The sequence below is a fragment of the Fibrobacter sp. UWB13 genome, assembly GCF_900177805.1.
In the GTDB taxonomy this organism is placed as follows: Bacteria; Fibrobacterota; Fibrobacteria; order Fibrobacterales; family Fibrobacteraceae; genus Fibrobacter.
The window spans coordinates 1348971-1368247 of sequence record NZ_FXAX01000001.1; the positions used below are offsets into that span (position 1 = coordinate 1348971).

17 protein-coding genes and 1 tRNA gene are annotated in these 19277 nt (G+C 49.7%); 9 read left to right on the forward strand and 9 right to left on the reverse strand.

The features are described 5' to 3' along the window. Positions 1-24: 24 nt before the first annotated feature. Together B9Y77_RS05610 and B9Y77_RS05615 are read left to right on the forward strand one after the other, a co-directional pair. Positions 25-1758, forward strand: coding sequence for an ABC transporter substrate-binding protein (locus B9Y77_RS05610; RefSeq protein ID WP_254899931.1), 1734 nt, complete (start codon positions 25-27; stop codon positions 1756-1758). Between the two features lie 60 nt (positions 1759-1818). Then, the gene (locus B9Y77_RS05615; protein WP_073423172.1) at positions 1819-2616 is read left to right on the forward strand and encodes a CDP-alcohol phosphatidyltransferase family protein; all 798 of its coding nucleotides are present in this window, start codon (positions 1819-1821) and stop codon (positions 2614-2616) included. A gap of 93 nt (positions 2617-2709) precedes the next feature. Here B9Y77_RS05615 and mpaA read toward each other — a convergent pair whose 3' ends face one another. From mpaA to ruvC, 3 genes are all read right to left on the reverse strand, one after another. After that, a complete protein-coding gene (mpaA, locus tag B9Y77_RS05620) occupies positions 2710-3408 on the reverse strand; it encodes a murein tripeptide amidase MpaA (protein ID WP_085490788.1) in 699 nt (232 codons plus the stop codon). A 108-nt stretch (positions 3409-3516) separates the two neighbouring features. Then, positions 3517-4200: a M15 family metallopeptidase gene (locus tag B9Y77_RS05625; protein ID WP_085490789.1), complete on the reverse strand. Its 684-nt coding sequence runs from the start codon at positions 4198-4200 to the stop codon at positions 3517-3519. After that, positions 4197-4766 (reverse strand): crossover junction endodeoxyribonuclease RuvC, encoded by a 570-nt coding sequence (gene ruvC, locus B9Y77_RS05630; protein WP_085490790.1) that lies wholly within the window; start codon positions 4764-4766, stop codon positions 4197-4199. The genes B9Y77_RS05625 and ruvC overlap by 4 nt, the downstream gene beginning before the upstream one ends. 90 nt (positions 4767-4856) lie before the next feature. Between ruvC and B9Y77_RS05635 the strand changes: the two genes are divergently transcribed. Genes B9Y77_RS05635 through B9Y77_RS05645 form a run of 3 tightly spaced genes read left to right on the forward strand, consistent with a single transcriptional unit; the run spans position 4857 to position 9915 of the window. Further along, positions 4857-6740: a CHC2 zinc finger domain-containing protein gene (locus B9Y77_RS05635; protein ID WP_085490791.1), complete on the forward strand. Its 1884-nt coding sequence runs from the start codon at positions 4857-4859 to the stop codon at positions 6738-6740. Continuing rightward, a complete protein-coding gene (locus B9Y77_RS05640; RefSeq protein ID WP_085490792.1) occupies positions 6740-7921 on the forward strand; it encodes a glycosyltransferase in 1182 nt (393 codons plus the stop codon). The genes B9Y77_RS05635 and B9Y77_RS05640 overlap by 1 nt, the downstream gene beginning before the upstream one ends. Beyond that, the gene (locus tag B9Y77_RS05645; protein ID WP_085490793.1) at positions 7918-9915 is read left to right on the forward strand and encodes an LTA synthase family protein; all 1998 of its coding nucleotides are present in this window, start codon (positions 7918-7920) and stop codon (positions 9913-9915) included. Before B9Y77_RS05640 ends, B9Y77_RS05645 begins: the two co-directional genes overlap by 4 nt. Before the next feature lie 114 nt (positions 9916-10029). On the opposite strand, the gene B9Y77_RS05650 is transcribed toward B9Y77_RS05645, so the two are convergent. Beyond that, positions 10030-10103: transfer RNA gene (locus B9Y77_RS05650), tRNA-Pro, on the reverse strand. Positions 10104-10220: 117 nt separating this feature from the next. Continuing rightward, on the reverse strand, positions 10221-10955 hold the full coding sequence (locus tag B9Y77_RS05655) for a hypothetical protein (RefSeq protein ID WP_139829265.1): 735 nt from the start codon (positions 10953-10955) through the stop codon (positions 10221-10223). Positions 10956-10989: 34 nt separating this feature from the next. Between B9Y77_RS05655 and B9Y77_RS05660 the strand changes: the two genes are divergently transcribed. From B9Y77_RS05660 to B9Y77_RS05670, 3 genes are read left to right on the forward strand one after another with little or no spacing between them, the layout of a single operon-like run. Further along, entirely contained in the window at positions 10990-11778 is a 789-nt protein-coding gene (locus tag B9Y77_RS05660) for an HAD family hydrolase (RefSeq protein ID WP_085490795.1), read from the forward strand. A 41-nt stretch (positions 11779-11819) separates the two neighbouring features. Continuing rightward, complete coding sequence (locus tag B9Y77_RS05665) at positions 11820-12941, forward strand: cysteine desulfurase family protein (protein ID WP_085490796.1); 1122 nt, start codon at positions 11820-11822, stop codon at positions 12939-12941. A gap of 20 nt (positions 12942-12961) precedes the next feature. Continuing rightward, entirely contained in the window at positions 12962-13822 is an 861-nt protein-coding gene (locus tag B9Y77_RS05670; protein WP_073423897.1) for a tRNA 2-thiocytidine biosynthesis TtcA family protein, read from the forward strand. A gap of 14 nt (positions 13823-13836) precedes the next feature. On the opposite strand, the gene B9Y77_RS05675 is transcribed toward B9Y77_RS05670, so the two are convergent. From B9Y77_RS05675 to B9Y77_RS05690, 4 genes are read right to left on the reverse strand one after another with little or no spacing between them, the layout of a single operon-like run. Further along, positions 13837-14538 carry an AgmX/PglI C-terminal domain-containing protein gene (locus B9Y77_RS05675; protein ID WP_085490797.1) on the reverse strand — a complete coding sequence of 234 codons (702 nt, stop codon included), beginning with the start codon at positions 14536-14538 and terminating at the stop codon, positions 13837-13839. A 22-nt stretch (positions 14539-14560) separates the two neighbouring features. Beyond that, complete coding sequence (locus B9Y77_RS05680) at positions 14561-15841, reverse strand: tyrosine-protein phosphatase (RefSeq protein ID WP_254899932.1); 1281 nt, start codon at positions 15839-15841, stop codon at positions 14561-14563. Between the two features lie 16 nt (positions 15842-15857). After that, on the reverse strand, positions 15858-16469 hold the full coding sequence (locus B9Y77_RS05685; protein WP_254899933.1) for a DUF2238 domain-containing protein: 612 nt from the start codon (positions 16467-16469) through the stop codon (positions 15858-15860). Between the two features lie 44 nt (positions 16470-16513). Next, complete coding sequence (locus tag B9Y77_RS05690; protein WP_085490799.1) at positions 16514-17347, reverse strand: PDDEXK family nuclease; 834 nt, start codon at positions 17345-17347, stop codon at positions 16514-16516. Between the two features lie 500 nt (positions 17348-17847). Here B9Y77_RS05690 and miaB point away from each other — a divergent pair, with 500 nt between their 5' ends. Further along, positions 17848-19170, forward strand: coding sequence for a tRNA (N6-isopentenyl adenosine(37)-C2)-methylthiotransferase MiaB (miaB, locus tag B9Y77_RS05695; protein WP_012820295.1), 1323 nt, complete (start codon positions 17848-17850; stop codon positions 19168-19170). Positions 19171-19277: the final 107 nt, after the last annotated feature.

The following is a 19277-nucleotide window of genomic DNA, read 5'->3' on the forward strand; positions in this document are numbered from 1 at the left end:
GTGTCTCTAGGCAGCCTTTCCATAATGGCCGCCTTTTGGGCTACAGGTTGCAAAGACGACGTTTCAAAGACAGTCAAGACAAAGTTATCCGATTACCCCAGAAACGAAACTCTCTACGTAGGTGGTTTTGACTGGGCACCCCCAACGACGTTCAACCCGCTCGATCCAGACCCGAATTTCCCAGCGGATGGCAACATCAGACTCATGTACGAGTCGCTCCTCGCCTATAACCAGCTCACAGGGAATCTGGATCCGATGCTTGCCGATTCGTACAGCCAGACGGACTCGACCATTACCGTGCATCTGGACACAAGGGCAAAGTGGAATAACGGAGAAAAGGTCACCGTCGAGGATGTCGTTTACTCCTTCAAAATCGACTCCATTCTCCCGACTGCTCACCATAATAACTGGAAGCATATCAAGACCGTTTCTGCCGACAGCGAAAACCACATCACGTTCCAACTCGCCGCAAACAGAAACCCGCTCATGGTCCTGAATGCGATTGCCGAGACATCGATCCTCCCCAAGTCTGTCTTTGAACCTCTGCTCAATTCTGCAAAAAGCGGAAAGAGCTACAACATGGACAAGATTCTCGAATTCAAGAACGACTACCAACCGGTCGCTTCGGGACCTTATACCTTAGCAAACTACTCGCCCGACCAGATTGTGCTCACGCGCGTCGAAAATTACTGGAAAACGAGCAAATATGGTGGAAGAAAGCCCGCTCCCAAGTACATCATCCACCCGATTTACGACGGGAACGACAATTTCAATAACGCGATGGTCCGCGGGAATCTGGACGTATCCTCCATTTATCTCCCGAGAATTTGGGAAAAGACAAAGGACAGCATCCGCGCCTGGAGCCGCGTCGAACCCTACCACCTTCCGTCAACGATCACAGCCCTTGTCATCGCCACCACGAAAGAACCGTTTAACAATGTAAGTTTCAGACGCGCCCTCGCCCATGCCATCGACTTTGAAAAAATCAAGGCACGAGCGGTTTCAAACTACACCCCAGCTATGCAGCCCGGGTTCATCCTCCCATTTGGTATCGAAAAAAAGTACTTCAACAAGGAAGATGCCGACGAACTTGGCTATAGCTATAACACAGAAAAGGCTCGTGAGATTCTTTCCGAAGCAGGTTATTCCTGGAACGAAGAAGGCAAGCTCCTCGACAAGAAGAAAAAACTTGTCCGCAATATTTCTATAGAATGTCCGCAAGGGTGGACCGACTGGATTGACGCCATCAACGTCATCGCAGAATCTTTTGCAGAAATCGGCATTACGGCAACACCGAGCATCGTCGACTACGGCATTTGGGACATGAACCTCCGCAAGGGAACGTTCGACCTCGCCATGAAGACGCCACCCTCGGAGCATTCCATCGCCAATCCGTGGAACAGATTCTACCAGATGCTTAACAATGCCACCATCAAGCCCGTCGGCGAAGAATCCTACGCAAACCAGGGGCGCTTCCAGAACGATGAAATCAACCAGCTTTTAAACGATATCCCGACAATTTCGAATGAAGATTCTCTTACGCATGCCTACCAAGAGCTCAACAGGCTGTTTATGCAAACAGTCCCTGTGCTCCCAGTCATGTACAGACCGGCGACATTCTACCAGTTTTCGACCAAGCATTGGACGAACTTTCCGACAGAAGAAAACCCCTATGCACCGCCCAATAACCTCATTGTAGCGGCTGGCGTTAGCGCACTTTGGGAAATTGTGCCTGTCGAACCGCAGGATAATCAATAAAAAAGTTCCTCTTTTCCGGTAAAAAAATTATCTTTAGCACACCATTCTAAGGAGTATATCGTGGGAAAATTACGTTTTGTTTTGCCTAATACTTTCACAAGCCTGAACTTTTTGCTCGGTGTATTTTCCATTTGCTGGACAACCGGAGCGTTCGGTTCGTTTAGTACGGCAGACCAGATCCGCATGGGTGCCTACTTCGTCATGTTGTGTGCCCTTTTTGATAAGCTCGATGGCTTTGCCGCCCGCCTCGTGAACGCCAGTTCTGAATTCGGCGCCCAGTTCGATAGCCTTGCCGACTTGGTCGCTTTCGGTCTCGCCCCGGCATTCTGCGTTTTCTTCACCTACAAAATTTACGCACCGGAATGGTTCCAGAACCATGGGCTCCTGATGACGGTTGCACTTGCCGTTTACGTGCTCTGTGCCGCCATGCGCCTCGCCAAGTACAATGCTTGCGATTCTGACACGTACCACCACCATTTCTCCGGCCTCCCCTCCACCTTTGCAGGCATGGTCAATGCAACTCTCATCGTGTTCCTCATGACCAAGGGCGTTTTCGCAGACTCCAACACGTTCCTCTTCTGGCTCCCGATTATCGTGTTTGTCGTTACAGGATTCTTGATGGTAAGCCCGTTGTTCCTCCCGAAACTCCAGCCGCGCAAGAACAAGGCATTCAACATTTTCCAGATTGTGCTGATTTTGCTCACCTATGTTGCCGGAATCCTCTTCTACAACCCGAAGGTGCCGTACATTCTCGAATACCTGCTCATTCTCGGTTCGAGCTACATGGTGATCGGTTTTGCAGTAGGCCTCATCTACCGCAAGCAGATTATCGAAGAAGCTAAAGCTGCTAAGAAGTAGTGGTTAGTCGCTAGTCACTGGTCTCTAGCCTTTAGTTTGAATTTATGCCCGCCGCGAGCGGGCATTTCTTTTTATGGAGATTATAGAAGCTTTCTAGCGCGACACAAAGCGTTCCAGGAATTCAGCTAACGTGCGACCATAGCGGTCAAACAATTGTTCTAGCGACATGCGCGGAAGTTCAAGCGTCACGCATTCCAAATGGTGTTCACCGCACCACGTCCCGAAGCTCCCCGGCGTTTTGTATCCAATGTCCGGTAGCCAAGGCAAGTTGAACGCATCCATCACGCGCTCAACAAGCGTAGTCTTTTGCGGGGCATCGACGCAGCCCATCGGGGCATGCATCGCAAGTACGCTCGCAGGATTCAGCGTTTCAATTAACGCAACAAGCGCTTGCGTTTCCGGTTCGCTTTCTGCAAATGCACCCGGCGATAAAAGCGTATCGCGAGACGCTTCGAGAATCGAGCGCGAACCGACCTTTTCCGTCGAGAAGTTCTGCGTCTTGAAATTGCGGTTCAAGTCCACGCCGCCTGCGTTCCCGCGCGTTCCAAGAGCAACACCGTCTGGATTGGCACACAGAATAAACGCAATAGATTCAAAAGACTCATCAAAAGCACGGAGCACGCGGCTCAGGAGGAACGTCGTCTCCGGCTCTTCGCCGTGAATCCCCGCCATTACAAGCAACTTGCATTCGCTCTTGCACGGGTAGTACAGCAGCGGCGCGCCCAATACAGAACGCCCATATTCAAGAGAAGGCAACCGGATAATACCGCGAGAATCTGGAGAAAATTTCATAATCAACTTAGCCTATAGTCTTTAGTCATTGGTCATTAGCATTTTTAATGCGGCGAAGCCGCCAAACTTGAAACTAATGACTATTGACAAACAACTAATAACGAAATTTTAGATAAAGTAAGGATAAATGTATTCCTCCGCGAGCTTGGGCAAGCGGGCAAGCACAACACGTTTGCATTCCATGTCCGAGCGTTCATAGATGCTCCGCAGCGTATCCAGCGAGAAATGCTCCAAGCGCTTACGCGATGTCGGCAAGTGCGCAATGTGCCAACCTTCAGGCTTAATTTTTCCGCGCCCAGGAATGAACACACGGCTAAAGCCAAACGATGTTCCAGCTTCCATCCGAGACGTCAAAAACGCATGGAACTTCGCAAACATGCCACTGCACTCCGCAGGCGTGAGCTCAACCTCATAGCCCTCCGGGCACGCAGCTCCATCGACCACGTCGATGTCCGTCCCCAGATGGTGACGGCTCGCCCCCGGCAATGCCGACCATGTGAGAATCGCATACATCAGCTCTTCTTCGTCTTTCGGACGTTCCATCGGCTCGCCCTTTTCATTCAAGAGCTTGAGTTCGCCTCGAGCCTTGCGGTTCCAAATCGAAAGTTGCTTTTCGAACGAGCGGTACGCCGATTCAATGCGCAGTTCAAAACCGTTCGCCTTGGCTTCGTTTGACAAAGCACGCAAGTCATCCACAATTTCGCGGTCTACAAAGTATCCCGGCTGGAATTCCACCAAGTCAGGCGTTCCAAGACCGTAGGGCAACAAATCCAGAGACAACAAGTCCGTCATTGAATCGTCCCTCCCATTTTTTCAATCAAGTCTTTCCACTGCTGTACCGTCGTTTTCTTTTTAGGTTTCGACTTTTTATCCAAAAGCGACTGCGCCAACGGAGCCGGGTTCGCATGAGTCCATGCAATCGCAAGCGCATCCGAAGCATCCAGCGGGAGGTCCCCGCCTGCGATTCCCAAATGCGCAAAAATCATATTCGCCACATGTTCCTTCGAGGCAGCACCATTGCCTGTAACCGCCTGTTTCACGACCTTCGGCGGGTATTCCTCGTACGTCATTCCGCGACGGTGGCACGCCACAAGTATCGCCCCGCGGATATGCCCAAGCACAAGCGCACTCTTCACGTTCTTCGCAAAGAACACGCCTTCCATCGCAAGCGCATCCGGGTGGTAATAGTCCAGGCGCTTTTCCAGCTCCGTCACGATATGCACAAGCCTGTCTTCGAGATTTTTAGTGGCATTCGCGTGGAATGTGCCATATTCCAGCACCTGAATCTGGATGCCGGTCTTTTTCAAGAACGCATATCCGGTCGTAATCGAGCCCGGGTCAATACCAAGAATAACCATAATCCAAAAAATAGATAAAATTGCTTTTTTTTCAAAAAAAACGCATTTATGGGGGCGTACTTTATTAGATTTCTCTTATAGGAGGCCGCAATGCTGATTGATCAAGAACATGCAGAGTATATGAGAACCAAAGCTCACCCGAGGCAGCTGGGAATTCCCCTGAGCCGTTGGGGGCGCAACCTTATCGCCTGCTGTCCGTTCCACTCACCGGAAGAAACATCGCTGTTTTTCTACGATGCGCTAGGTTATTGGCGCTATCGCTGTCTCCAATGCGGTGCCGAAGGCGACTTGGTCGATTTTTTGATGAAGAGCCGCTTTAACGGCGTAGACGAACAGACCGCCCGTTCCGAAGCTTTTGAATTCCTCGGCGCACTCGACAAGGACATTGCGAACAGCCAGGATAGCGAACACCCGTGGGTCAAGGAAGTCGGTGGCGAAAAGTCCAAAGTGCTCGAATGCTTTGTGCGTTACTGCCACTGGGCAGCCTGCAAGAGTCCCTCCTCGGCAAAGTTCCTCGAAGCCCGCGGCTGGAGCATTGGCCAAGCCCAACTTTACGGTCTCGGTTACTACAGCGGCGACCCGGAACCATTCATCAGCTACTGCATGCTCTCCGGCATCGAACGCCACCAGATCAGTTTTTACCTCGACAACCTCGAAGCGTACCACGAACCGCGAATTACCATTCCGGCCCGCAATTCCAAGGGATTTATCCATTCCGTTTATGGTAGACTCATCGACGATAACGAAAAGAGCCATACCTACATTACGTATGCTTCCGGCCCGACCGTTATTCCGTTCAACATCCAGGCAGATAGCGAAAACCCCATTATCGTACAGGGATTCTTTGACGCGCTCACCGCTGACCTCGCCGGCATCCCGGGCGTTGTCTCCACGATGTTCCAAGAACTGAACATCAACCACCTGTACAAACTCAAGGCTTGCGGTGCCGAAGCGTTTACCGTCATCTTGCGCCGTGAAGAAGACCGTCGCAATCAGGAACTCAAAATTCAGAAGTACTTGAAGCTCGCCGAACAGATGCACATGAGCCTCAAGTCCATCGTGCTCCCGAAAGACGAATCTGTCGATACATTTGTCCGCAAGAACGGCGCCGATCAGCTCATCGACCTTATTGCCAATACCGAAGTCGATACCATTCATTCGCACCGCCGCTCCATGCTATTGCAGGACATCAAGGAGAACTTCGATACCGCAATGGCATGCCCGCCAGACCAGAGCGTAGGCTACAAGCTCAGCACATTCCCGAAGCTCACCAAGGAAATCGACGGCGTTCAGTCGGGATGTTTCTTTGTATCGTCTCAGCCATTCGGCCTCAAGACATTCTTGCTTTCGAGCCTTACGCTCGACCTTATCGAGAGCAACCCGAACCTCAAGGTCATTTACGTCGCTTACGAAACGCCACGTCGTCAAATCTTTGACCGTTTCGTTTCCATGCTCATCGGCGAATCAATTTTGAACGTCCGCAAACAGAATACGAATAACGAAATCAATAAAAAGATTTTGGATGCAACGCGCGAGCTCATGGGTTACGTGCGCAACAACCGTCTCGAAATCTGGGACGATATGCCGTCGCTTGACTTTAACGACTTGCTCAAGACGTTTAGCCAGGAACTCAAGGACCACCCGGACTTGATTCTCGTGATTGACGGTATCGACCACATGAAAATTACCGACCGTCCGGAACTCCCGGACATCCACGAGAAGCGTTCGTCCATCATGCTCGACTTGTACAAGGCGCTCGATATCCCGATATTCCTCGGTGGCGAGCTCATCGATTCTAACATGGGACTCCTCGGCCCGCGTGCGTACCTCCGCGATTCCGACGCCATTTACTGGCTTACCGAAAAAGATGGCATCCTAAATCTCTCGGTGGATTCCAAGCGCATGGGCACAAGCCGCGTGTACGAAGACAAGATTTTGATTGACCCACAATCTAGCCGCATGAAAGAAGCTTAATGTTTACCATTGTCGATTTTAACAACTTCTGGAGTCCGTCAGGAGGCGGAGTCCGCCGTTACCATTTGCAGAAAATGGCGTTTTACAAACGCCAAAACGAAGTCCGTTCCGTCTTCGTGATGCCCTCGGCAAGCACTTATACAGAAACGCGAAGCGATGGTTTAATTATCGAACATGTAGAAGCATTCCGATTCCCCGGCAACTGGGAATACCGCTTTATGTGGAAGTCCAAACAAATTCGACCGATTCTTGAGAAGTACAAGCCGGACGTGATTGAAGTGGGTTCGCCCTACATTTTGCCATCCGCCGTGCGCAGCATTGCAAAAAAAGTTGTTCCCAATGCGGCACTGTTCAGCTTTTGGCACGCCGACTTCCCCGTGACTTACGTGGGGCGCCCCATCGCCAAAAAATTCGGCACAGGCGTAGGCGTTCTCTCCCGCAGAATAGCATTCTGGTACGCCAAGCAAGAATTTAAAGGCTACGATTGCGTACAAGCGTCTTCGAAAGAAGCGATGGCTCGCCTCAAGAAGAACGGACTCCCCGACCCGCGTTGGATTCCGCTCGGTTGCGACATCGATACATTCTCGCCAAGCCGCCGCGACGAAGCACTCGTAAACGAACTCAAGGATGGCGATCCGAACCGCCTCACGATATTCTTCCCGCACAGGCATTGCAACGAAAAAGGCATTGACCTCGTTCTCGGCGCTTATGACATCTTGACGCAAAAGCTCGGACACGAGCCCGCCATTGTCTTTGCAGGCACGGGCCCAAGCCTCCCGCTCGTACAAGAAGCGGCCGCAAAATACAAGCACGTCAGCTATATCGGCTTTGTGAATTCCATCGACGAGATGGCTCGCTATTACGCTAGCGTCGACATGGGACTTGCACTCTCTGGCTGGGAAACTTTTGGTCTTTCTATTTTGGAAAGCATGGCAAGCGGAAACGCACTCGTCGGAGCTGCCGCCGGAGCCGCATTCGAACACGTCACGGAATCGGGCGCAGGCACAATCCTCAAGGAACGCACGCCTGAAGCCTTGGCAGATGCGATTGTCGAGCTCTACCATTCCGATCTCACCGACAAGAAGATTAAAGCTCGAAAATACGCTGAAAAATTCAGCTGGAACGATTGCTTCAAGCGCCAGCTCGCTTTGTACAAAGAAATTTCCGGACTCAAGAAATGAAAAACTTTATACAGAAAATCGCCAAGTTCTTCGAGCCATCCAAGAACTTGGTTTTAATCTCGCTCGCATTCTGGGTCACGCACATTCTGCTACGCGTGATGCTCTTGTTCCGCAGTAACCCTTACGGATTCCCGTTTGTATCTAAGCCGGACTGGTTCATTTTCCACGCGGTTTGCATCGACTTCATGTGGATTTGCAATGCGCTCGTGGTGTTTATGGTGCTCGGCGGGATTGCCGCAAAGTTTAATAAAACAAAAATCACGACAATCGCCTACACGGTTTTTCATAGCGTCATTCTGCTCTTTACGCTCCTCGATAACGAAGTGATGCGATTCCTCGGCGGGCATTTAAGCTTTGGGCTTATGGACACGTACAAAGACACTTCGTCCATTGCCATGTTCTACGACTACGTGGCAAACGACTTGTCCGTTCCGTACTTGCAGTTCGTCGTACTCGTGCTGATGCTCCCGCTGACCTATGGTCTTTACAAGCTGTTGTACAAGCATTACCGCACGCCTGACGGATTCCGCATAAAAAAGTCCGTCATCGCAATGGTCATTTTCTACATCGCCTCGTACTTGTTCGTTTATTTTATCTGGACCGGAAACGCCCGCATGGCAAAACTCCGTCCTGTCGTATCGCTCGTCTACAACGATTTATTTGTCACTAAAAAAGTTGCAGGTCTTACAGAAAAAGAGCTTGCCACCTACCGAACCTCCTACCAGAATTTGTGGCAGCGCGTTGAAGGCGATAGCCTTTGGAAATTCTCGGACGCCAAGGAAGGCCACGGTCTCCCGCTTTACCGAGTCCCAACCGCAGAACTCCAGAACAGCGAAAAGCTCGCCGCCCAGCGCGAAATGAAGCCAAACTTTATCCTCGTGCTCATGGAATCGCATCGCGGGCTCAATACAGGCTATATGAATCCGCAGATTCAGCCCTCGCCCACGCCGTTCCTTGATTCGCTCGCCGCCAATTCGCACGTGTGGATGCGCATGCACACGAGTGGCGTCCCGACCACCGGAGGCGTCCTTTCGACGCACCTCGGAATCCCGCACCACTCCAGACTCGCGCAAGCCACCGACCTTGCACATGTGACGCTCCCGAGTTTTGTCTCGGTGCTAACCGAGAATGGCTACAGCACGCATTACATGTCTGCCGCAGACCCCGCCTGGGATAACCTTGGCGTTTGGATGGCAAAATGGTACACCGCCGAACATTACAGCCGCGAACGCGAAGACGATTCGACATTCATGGACCATGCCGCAGAATTCGTACGCGACACGCTTTCCAAAGTTGGTAAGCCGTTCCTCGCCACGCTTATGACGCGCTCCAACCATTACCCGTTCAACTTTGCAGCCGGCATGACCGAAGAAGAAAAAGCACGCCCGTTGCAAGAACGCATCAACGTCACGATGAATTACGCCGACAGGCAGCTCGCCCGATTCATCCGCGCCATCCAAAACGAAGAATGGTACAAGAACACCTACGTCATCATCATGGCAGACCATGGATTCCCCTTGGGTGAAAACGGCGTTTCGACCATGAACGGCGGCGGATTCTCGAACATCAGCTGGATTCCGTTCTTTATCCACGGCAAGGGACTCGACGCAACACGCGACACGACGACAGCCGCACAAATCGACATCGCCCCCACCGTGCTTGAACTCGCAGGCTACGCGGTTCCGAACATTTTCATGGGACACAACTTGCTGCGCGACACAGAAACCATTCTCAATGCAGATAGCACAAGCGTTAAAAAGGAACGCGCAGGACTCTCGCTAGGCGCTTACTCGGGCTACTCCGCGCTCGGTCTTGACAACTACCGCGTTGTTTCCAAGACCGCAAGCAACGACGAAGTCTACCTCTTTAACGATGGCGACATGCGCCAGGAACACGACCTCGCTAAAACAGAAGCCGAACGCACTGCCAAAATGCACGCTACGCTCGACACGCTCATCAAAATTTCGGATTACTCGCTCGAACACGGGCTATAATTCGCGAAACGCGCGTACAAGACGCGCGCAATCCAAACGGCACACATCAAGATGCGCGCTCAAAGCTCGCAAGCTATAACGCAAAAAAGACTCGTCAATGACGAGTCTTTTTAGTCGGGATGACTGAATTCGAATCAGCGACCTCTTGAACCCCATTCAAGCGCTCTACCAGGCTGAGCTACATCCCGAGGTCTCTTACAAGAGTATGCCAAAGTTAGTTAAACCACGGTATTTTTTCAAGGCAAACTCCCGAAAAAAGCATTAATTAGCCCATTCCGGCACTTCCAGTCCTTTCTAGAATATCGCTAGTCCTTCCAATAGCCGATAATCAGCACTTCGGGCGTTGCCTTCGGGAATTTTTTGCTCTTGAAGCCCACAATCTTGCGGATGCTCTTCTGCTTGAGTTCCCAGCCCGTGCGTGTAAGTCCAGCGGTCGAAAGCGTGACCTTGATGCCAGGCACCTTGCCGCCTTCCTTGATTTTGCCCATGTCATCGACATTGAGCATCACGTTCTTGGTCTTGAGCTTGAATTCCTTCTGGGCATTTTCATCAAGCGCCAAGTCCGGGCGCGTCTTCTTGTCCGTTCCCCAAACGTAGAACGTCCATTCACGCTTTTCATTGGCGGCATAATAGCCCGTATCAAAAAGCTTTTCGCCAAAGAAAATCGGATTTTTCACATAGCCGTCGAGCTGTGCTGCATACGACTTGCCCTGATTATCGACCATCACCACGACCGGGTTGATTTGGCCGTCCATGCCTGCAAAATCCATATCGAATTCAATCGTCACCGCAGCATTCGGCGCAATTTTCGTCGGATACTTGAAGTTCGACATGCCAATGCCCTGGCCCATCACAGTTTCAAGAACAATTTCTTTATTTGTAATATTAGCACCCTTGATGACGATATGGCGCACATCGCCCTGATCCGCATAACCAATCGGGTAAGGATCCGGCACAAAACGGATAATATCTTCAGCCATGACCGTCGCCGAAAAAGCGAGTGCCGTCGCAAAAACAGATTTAAAAATTTTAGACATCATGGTGTGAATATACAAAATTTCTAGCTTTGGCGCCATGACTTCACTCGACGAAATCAAAGCTCTCATCGCGCAAAAAGAACTGTTCATTTTCGACCTAGACGGCACGCTATTCAATACGCTTGGCGATTTAGCGCCAGCCGTAAACTACGCGATGACACAATTCGGCCTGCACACGCATTCAAACGACGACGTGCGCACATTCATCGGGAACGGTTCCATGAACTTGATCCGTCGAGCAGTCGCTGCAAATTTCATTCCCGTCGCAAGCACCCGCGACATGGCAAAAATCGCAGAAACGCTAGCCCGCGAAAACTACAGCGAAGAGAAAATCAAGGAAATCCATAAAGTTTATTCAGATTTCTACTGGGAGCATTGCATAGAAAATACGGAACCGTACAAAGGCGTCGTGGAACTACTGCAACGAATCGCCGATGAAAACCGTGATGGGGATTGCGCGACAAGTAATGGGAACTGCGCCGGGGCTAAATGCGCGGCGATGCTTACGAACAAGCCGGTCGCCCCCGCACAAAAGATTCTCAAAAAATTCGGTCTTGAAAATTCTTTCGCCACATACCTCTGCGGCGACACCACCCCCGAACGCAAGCCAAGTCCTGCCGGCATTTACGAGATTCTCCGCCAAACCGGAATTGCTCCCGATAAAGCAATTATGATTGGTGACGACACTCCCGACGTTCTAGCAGCAAAAAACGCAGGCATTGACTGTATCACGCTTTTCGAAGGCTTCGGCAAAGCAGAAAACTTGCTCCCGCTGGAGCCCCGCTACACCGCAGGCCATATCAAGGACTTCGCCGAGTTCATTTAACCGCAGAAGGCACCTCCCAATTTTCTATCTTTTTGATAGTTATGTCCTATTTCGACTACACGGCAAACACCCCGGCATGCGAAGAAGCCTTGCAACGATTCTGCGAAGTTGAACGCAGGTTTATCGGCAACGCCAATTCAAATCACGAAGCAGGACATGCAGCAAAAGCTTTCCTCGCCCAAGTGACCGATTCCATCGCGAAACTTTTGGGCGTAAACCCCGACGAAATCATTTACACCTCGGGCGCCAGCGAAAGCAACAATACCGCCATCCGCGGCATCGTCCAGGCCAAGCGCCATGTGGGCAAGCACATCGTCACGAACCCGCTGGAACATTCTTCGGTAAGCGCCACGCTCACGGCTCTGCAAGAAGCAGGCTACGAAATCGAGATGGTAAAAATCGGTACCGACGGGAAAATCGACCTGGAAGACTTACGCAGCCTGCTCCGCAAAGATACGGTGCTCGTAACAGTGAATGCAGTCGATAGCGAACTCGGGACCGTGCAGCCGCTGGAATCCATCAGTAAGATTGTCCGCGAGTTCCCGAACTGCAGCCTTCACGTGGATGCGACGCAGGCCATCGGGAAAACGCCCATAAACCTGAATTTGGTAGACACGGCAAGCATCGGCGCGCACAAGTTCTACGGGCTTTCGGGCAGCGGGCTTTTGTACAAAAAAAGCGGAATCGCCATGGAGCCGCTCATTTACGGCGGTGCCAGTACCACCATTTACCGCAGCGGAACCCCGACGCTCGCGCTGGACACATCCCTTGAAACAGCGCTGTCGCTTGCCATGGAACTTTTCGAAGAGCGATTTGCCCGCGTCAAGGAACTGCGAACGATTTTGCAAGAAAAACTCTGCGGCTATCCGAAAGTCCGCATCAATTCGCCCGCAGACGCAGTCCCGCACATCTTGAACCTGAGTGTCGCAGGGGTTCGCGGAAGCGTTTTCCAAAAGGCACTTTCGGACAAAGGAATCTGCGTGTCAGTCAAGTCCGCCTGCAGCGTGGATGCACTCCCCTCCCGCGCCGTTTTTGCCGTCAGCCGCGACCGCAAAAACGCATTGAACTCCTGGCGCATAAGCCTTTCGCACCTCACCACCGAAAAAGAAATCGACGAATTCATGGACGCATTCGACAGCTGCTACAAGGAACTTTGCAAGTAAACGCAAAAAAGGTAATGAAAATGGCAAGAGAACTTTCATTTGTCCAAAGCGTAGAACGGAGCATTTCGAAAACATACCGCGAAAGGCTTTGGACGCCGTTCATTACCGCCATCAAAAACTACAAGCTCATCGAAGAAGGCGACAAAATCGCTGTCTGCATTTCCGGCGGCAAGGATTCCATGCTCATGGCGAAGCTCATCCAGATGCTCCACCGCCATAGCGACGTGAAATTCGACGTGGAATACCTGGTGATGGACCCCGGCTACAACGAAATCAACCGCCAGAAAATCGAAAGCAACGCAAAGCTCCTGGAAATCCCCATCACCGTTTTCGAGACGAACATTTTCGACGTGGCGAACAACACCGAACGTTCCCCCTGCTACGTTTGCGCCAAGATGCGCCGCGGCCACCTCTACCACAAGGCAAAGGACCTGGGCTGCAATAAAATTGCGCTAGGTCACCACCTCTCCGACGTCATCGAGACCACCGTCATGGCGATGTTCTACGGTTCGCAACTGCAAGGCATGATGCCCAAGCTCCACAGCCTGAATTTCGGCGGCATGGAACTCATCCGCCCCATGTATTGCATCAACGAGCAAGACATTATCAACTGGAAAAATTACAACGGGCTGCAGTTTATCCAGTGCGCCTGCCGCTTTACCGAAAGTTGCACCGTCTGCGACAACGGCGGTGGTGGAAGCAAGCGTCAAGAAATCAAGGCGCTCATCAAACGCCTCAAACGCGAAAATCCGAACATCGAAAAGAGCATTTTCAACAGCCTGCACTCCGTCTGCATCGAGACATTCCCCGGATTCAAGGCCGGCGGCGAACTGCATTCATTCCTCGAAGACTACGAAAATCGCGAACCGCAGAAAGGCTAGAACATAGCGACAAGCTACTTGTTCTTTATTGAGGACGAATCATCAAACATCGATGGTTGCGGAAGCATCATGTAAAAGGAAATCGGGAACGAGAAAGTCGCCCCGTTTTTCGTTTTCGGGAATTTCCAATGGCTGACAGATTCCTTGACATCTTCATTAATAGCGCTAAAGGGGCTATTTTCGGCAATTGTAGTCGATTTAATTTGAACATTTTCAACTTCGCCGCTTGAAGCAATTTTCAAAGTCAAGACTATTCTTCCTTCAAATTCACTTGCTAAATCTGATCGACGCCTTACATTCTTATCGAAGATAAAACGTAAACCAGGAACTCGTTGGCGATAAACCTTTAAAAAAGTCTGAACATCAATATCACGACCTTCAACGACAACGTTTTTTGCAGACAAAGGATTAATACGGCATCTAGGGACCACCTTGCCATCACCCCCTTTGTGAACAACATCCGGAAGGACACCATAAAGAGCCACAGTTTGATTTTGCATAAATCCACCCAAGTCGGGTTTTAGCGTTTTTACAGGAATACTATCACGATAAATTTTAGAGAGTTCACCCTTTTTCAACTTTATCGGATTAACAATCGACTTTGTATCTGATTTAGGATCCTCCGCCTTTTTATCAGAATCGTTACAAGCCGACCACAACGTTGCAGCGGTCATCAAAGCGATTTTGCCAAGAAATTTGCTAAAGTTTTTTGCCATACATCATAAATAACAAAATTATCTACTTCAGTCGCGATTTCAGCGCTTCGATTTCTGATTGTTCCATGCCGAGCGCCAGCAAATACTTTTCTGTAGCGGACGCTAAATCTGCATTTTCGAAATCAGAGATATCAACACCAGCCGTTTTGAACGAATTCTGCATAAGTCTTACAATAATCGCCTGAAGCAGCTCAACCTGCTTTGTTGTTAAATCAACATGTTTACCATCGACCACGTTGTAAAAATTCTTGTGAGTCGTGGCGTAATCCGCCTTGATTTCACCAGCGGTTGCCCCCATCAGCGCTTCGAGCACAGCAATCGTAAACCCAGTTCGATCCATGCCATACGTGCAATGCACAAGATACGGGCCGTCATGCTCTATCATATAGCGCAAGCCTTTGACAAGCCCTTCCTTGAACGGCGAATTCGCAAAAGCAGGTTCCACATTAAGATAGACCACATTCTGCGTTGCATAATAAGATTCAGCATAGCCTTTGTATTCTTCGGCATATTGCAATTCATCTGCAAGGTTCACAAAAGCCTTAACGCCAGCCACCGCCGCCAACGAATCCGCAATGGCATTGCGATAAATAGAAGGATTAATCGGACTTGAAGAACGATAAAGCACGCCCTCGCCCATTCCGGTTGTACGCACCATTCTAAAATTCGCAAACTCCTCAATTGATAAGTCTGGATACGATTCTGAATAATAAGCAAACGAAAGCGACTTCAAATTTTCAAGATGGTCCACATAGCCACCCTTTTCCTTCATCTGCACAACAACATCTATCGGGAATGTTAAACCTCGCTCAAGACCAACAACCTCAGCCATTTGGCCGTAACGAGCCTCAAGCTTGATATAATTCAACCCCTCGGAGACATACAAAAAGAATTCACCGGGGAAAACATATCCGTAACCCGCAACTACAGGAACGTCCACTGTATCGTAGCCCGCAATCATCACCGTCACGACATCGCCATAATCAAACTTTGTCAGGAACGAATCCGCAACAACGTTAAGATTCACACCCCCGAATGCAAAAATTTCAAGCGTATCCTCCATAACAGTCGTTGTAATCGCAACAAGCTCATCCGCAGAAAAACTCGATATCACAACAGACGAGGACAACGCGTAATCCGAAGAACTTGATACTTCAATGGCAGCGCAACTTTCGCCACCTACAGGATTCACCAAAACAGTACCATTATCATCGTTGCTACAAGCAGCAAAAAGCAGCGCAAAGGCCAGCGCGCAAAACGCCGCCATCTTTTTATCTAAAGCAATCACCCAAAATCCAACCATGACTTAAATATATTTCTTAAGTTTCTAATTTGCGGAACTTTTTAACATTCAAATAAATTAAAACAGAAATGGTCGCCCCGATAAGGCACATGAACATATCCGTCTGTGTATCCCAAATGTAGCCCTGCGTTCCCAGGAATGCTTCCGTATCCGTCGGATTGCTGAGCGATGCCAACCACTCAATAATTTCATAAAGCGCAGAAATAGCCTCCGCCACACACACCGACAAGAATCCCGTCCAGCCAGCCGTCTTGATTGGAGTCGTTCGGCGCAAAAGTTCAATCATCACAAGTGCAGGAGTAACGCCCTGCATCAAATGCCCAATTTTATCGTAGTTGTTTCGCGTCCAGCCGAACCAATCTTCCATCCAGAATCCAAGAGGAACCTTCGCATACGAATAATGCGCCCCCACCAAAAGCACCGCCATATGGAAAGCCATTACCACGTAAAGATACGTGGGCATCCTGAACTTTTTGTATGTAAATACAAGGACCAACAGCCCGACAATCGCGGGAGCCGCTTCAAGAATCCACGTGAGGTAAGTATCTTCAACTCCGACAACAGACCAAAGCATTGTCAGGAGAACTAAGCCAAGCAAGAACAAATGAGATTTTGCGATATTATTCATAGTAGGAATAATACAAATTTTCATCGACATACAGTATTTCAGAGTTACTTTCCATTCCCCCTAAATACACCTTGAATAATTAATCTTACTTCTGTTTGGCTCAACGGTTTTTCAGAACTTTCCATTGAAATTATGAGATTTTTCCCAGGGACATAGCCGCATTGGAGGTAAGACGATAATTTTTTGACCGACAAAGAAGCATACTCAGGATTATCCATCATTCCCAAATGTTCCCATAACAGTTCTTTACGTGTACGCAAATCAAGACAAGTAAAATCTGGATAAACGCTCCGACCACCATCCGCGAGTTTCAACGGACATTCGTATTTATAAGGGATTCCCAAACGCCCAAGCGTATCCGCAATAATCACCTCTGACTTTGAACGTACTCGTTCGCCCTTTGCAGTCCGCAAATCTGGAACTCCCGCTTCAAAATGTTTTCCCTTATACGGCACAGCAAGCCATCGCCTCGCATATTCTTCATCCGAAAGCAGGATTGGTTCAACCAAAGACTTGCGGACTTCATTCATCCGATTGTAAATGTTTGTCAATTCTTCGGGACTGTATTTTGCAATAAAACCATCAATTAACGAAAGTTCATGTTCCATTTCCCGAAGTGCTTTTTCGTCATAATCCTTCTGCGCAAGTTTTGACATTTGCGAAACATTGTCTTTGGGAATATATTCGCCCTTTAGCGATTTGGCATCAGTCAAATGATAACCGTAAAATTGATTTCCGCGTTTTGCGAGCCTCAAATGCCCCTGCGGAGCACGCTTCAAAGATTTTTTCGTTCTTTCAACAGCACGGAGAAGTTCCTCCGCACGATTTTGTAACGATAGCAACAAAATGTCGGGAGACAAACATTCAAATGATTGCATCGCACCCTCTTGTAATAGTTCATATAATAAACGATATAGCAAACCGAGGAGCGAACGCATCCTACATATAATAAGATAGGTCAGGTTGCATAACCCGACATTTGAAATATGCAAAAATAGTCGCGAAAAAACAAGTGGAGAAGCATATTTCACATTCAAAGAGAAATTTTTGAAAAAACATGCTACAAAAATGAACTTTTTAACAATTTAGTAGCACAAATTTTACTTTATATTCAACATTTAAAGACTAGGCCGCAGCAATTATGCTACTAAAACGGGCATTTACGCAATCCTGTAGCATACAAAAGAGCTCAATCATGAAATCATGCATTAATTTTAGTTATTTTATTCAAATTTCATGCTACTAAATCAGGTATTTTGGCAATTTTGTAGCACATTTTCGCATTTCCCGCACATTCGAACGGCAACATCCGCCTTTTACAATAATGGTCAGCTTTCGCGCTTCTCTCGCCTTGCATGCTTTTACTATCTTTGGCCGCATGAAAAAATACCACTTGGCCACATACGGCTGCCAGATGAACGAATATGACTCCGCGATGATTGCGCAGGAGCTGGACATGTGCGGTTGCGTCGAGACGAACAACCAGGAAGACGCCGACATCATCATCGTGAACACCTGCAGCGTGCGTGAAAAGGCCGAGGAAACAGCCATCGTCAACATCAGCAAGCTCAAGTACTTGCGCAAGAAGAATCCCGACGTGAAAGTCGTTGTGTGCGGTTGCATGGCTAAGAATCGCGGACCGGAACTGCTCAAGCGCCTCAAGAACGTGAACTACATCGTAGGCCCGGACCAGTACCGCAAAATTCCAGAACTCCTGTTCGGGGATGCCCAGAGCCCGCTGCACAAGACGCACCATAAGATGTTCATCGACGAAGACCGCGACGAGAACTACCTCGGCGAATACGCCAAGCTCCAGAATGACGTGAGCGCATTCGTCGCGATCCAGCGCGGTTGCAACAAGCGCTGTAGCTACTGCATCGTGCCCTACCTCCGCGGTCCCGAGAAATACCGCGACATGGACGACGTGCTGACAGAAGTCAAGCGAGCCGCCGACAAGGGCATCACCGAAGTGATGTTGCTCGGCCAGACGGTGAATGCCTACAAGACGCCAAACGCTGACTTCACGACTTTACTAACAAAAGTTTCCGAAATCGGTGGTATCAAGCGCATCCGCTTTACAAGCCCGCACCCGCGCCATTATACGAACGAACTCATCGACGTTCTCTTGAACAACCCGAAGGTCTGCCATTACGCGCACATTCCGCTCCAGAGCGGCTCCGACGCCATCCTCAAGAAGATGCGCCGCCAGCACAACATGGAACAGTACATGACCGTCATTGAGCAGTTGCGCAGCAAGGATCCGTACTACGCCATTTCAACAGACGTCATCTGCGGATTTGTCGGCGAAACTGACGAAGATTTCGAACAGACTATCAAGGCGTTCGAAGCTTGCCAATTTGACACAGCATACATGTTCATCTACAGCCCGCGCAAGGGCACTGAATCGTTCAACGAAGCAGAGATCCTCACGCCCGAAGAAAAGTCGGCACGCCATTCGCGCCTCGTGGAACTCCAAAACGCCATTACGCTCAAGCGCAACCAGATGATGATTGGCCGCACCGAAGAAATCCTCGTCGAGCACGGCTCCACCCGCGACAAGACAGAACTCGTCGGCAAGACGGACAACTTCAAGAAGGTCATTTTCAAGCCGGAAGAAGGACGCATCATCAAGCCGGGCGATTACGTCAAGGTGAAAATTGACGATATCCGTGGCTGGACGCTCCGCGGCACTCTCGTGTAGCCCTCCCCTCGCGCAAGCCTATTAGCCATCGAAAAAGCAGACTCCGCACCGAGGTTCATTCACGTAACTTACGGAGTATCAACGACTTACACGCTTTCATGTCTGCC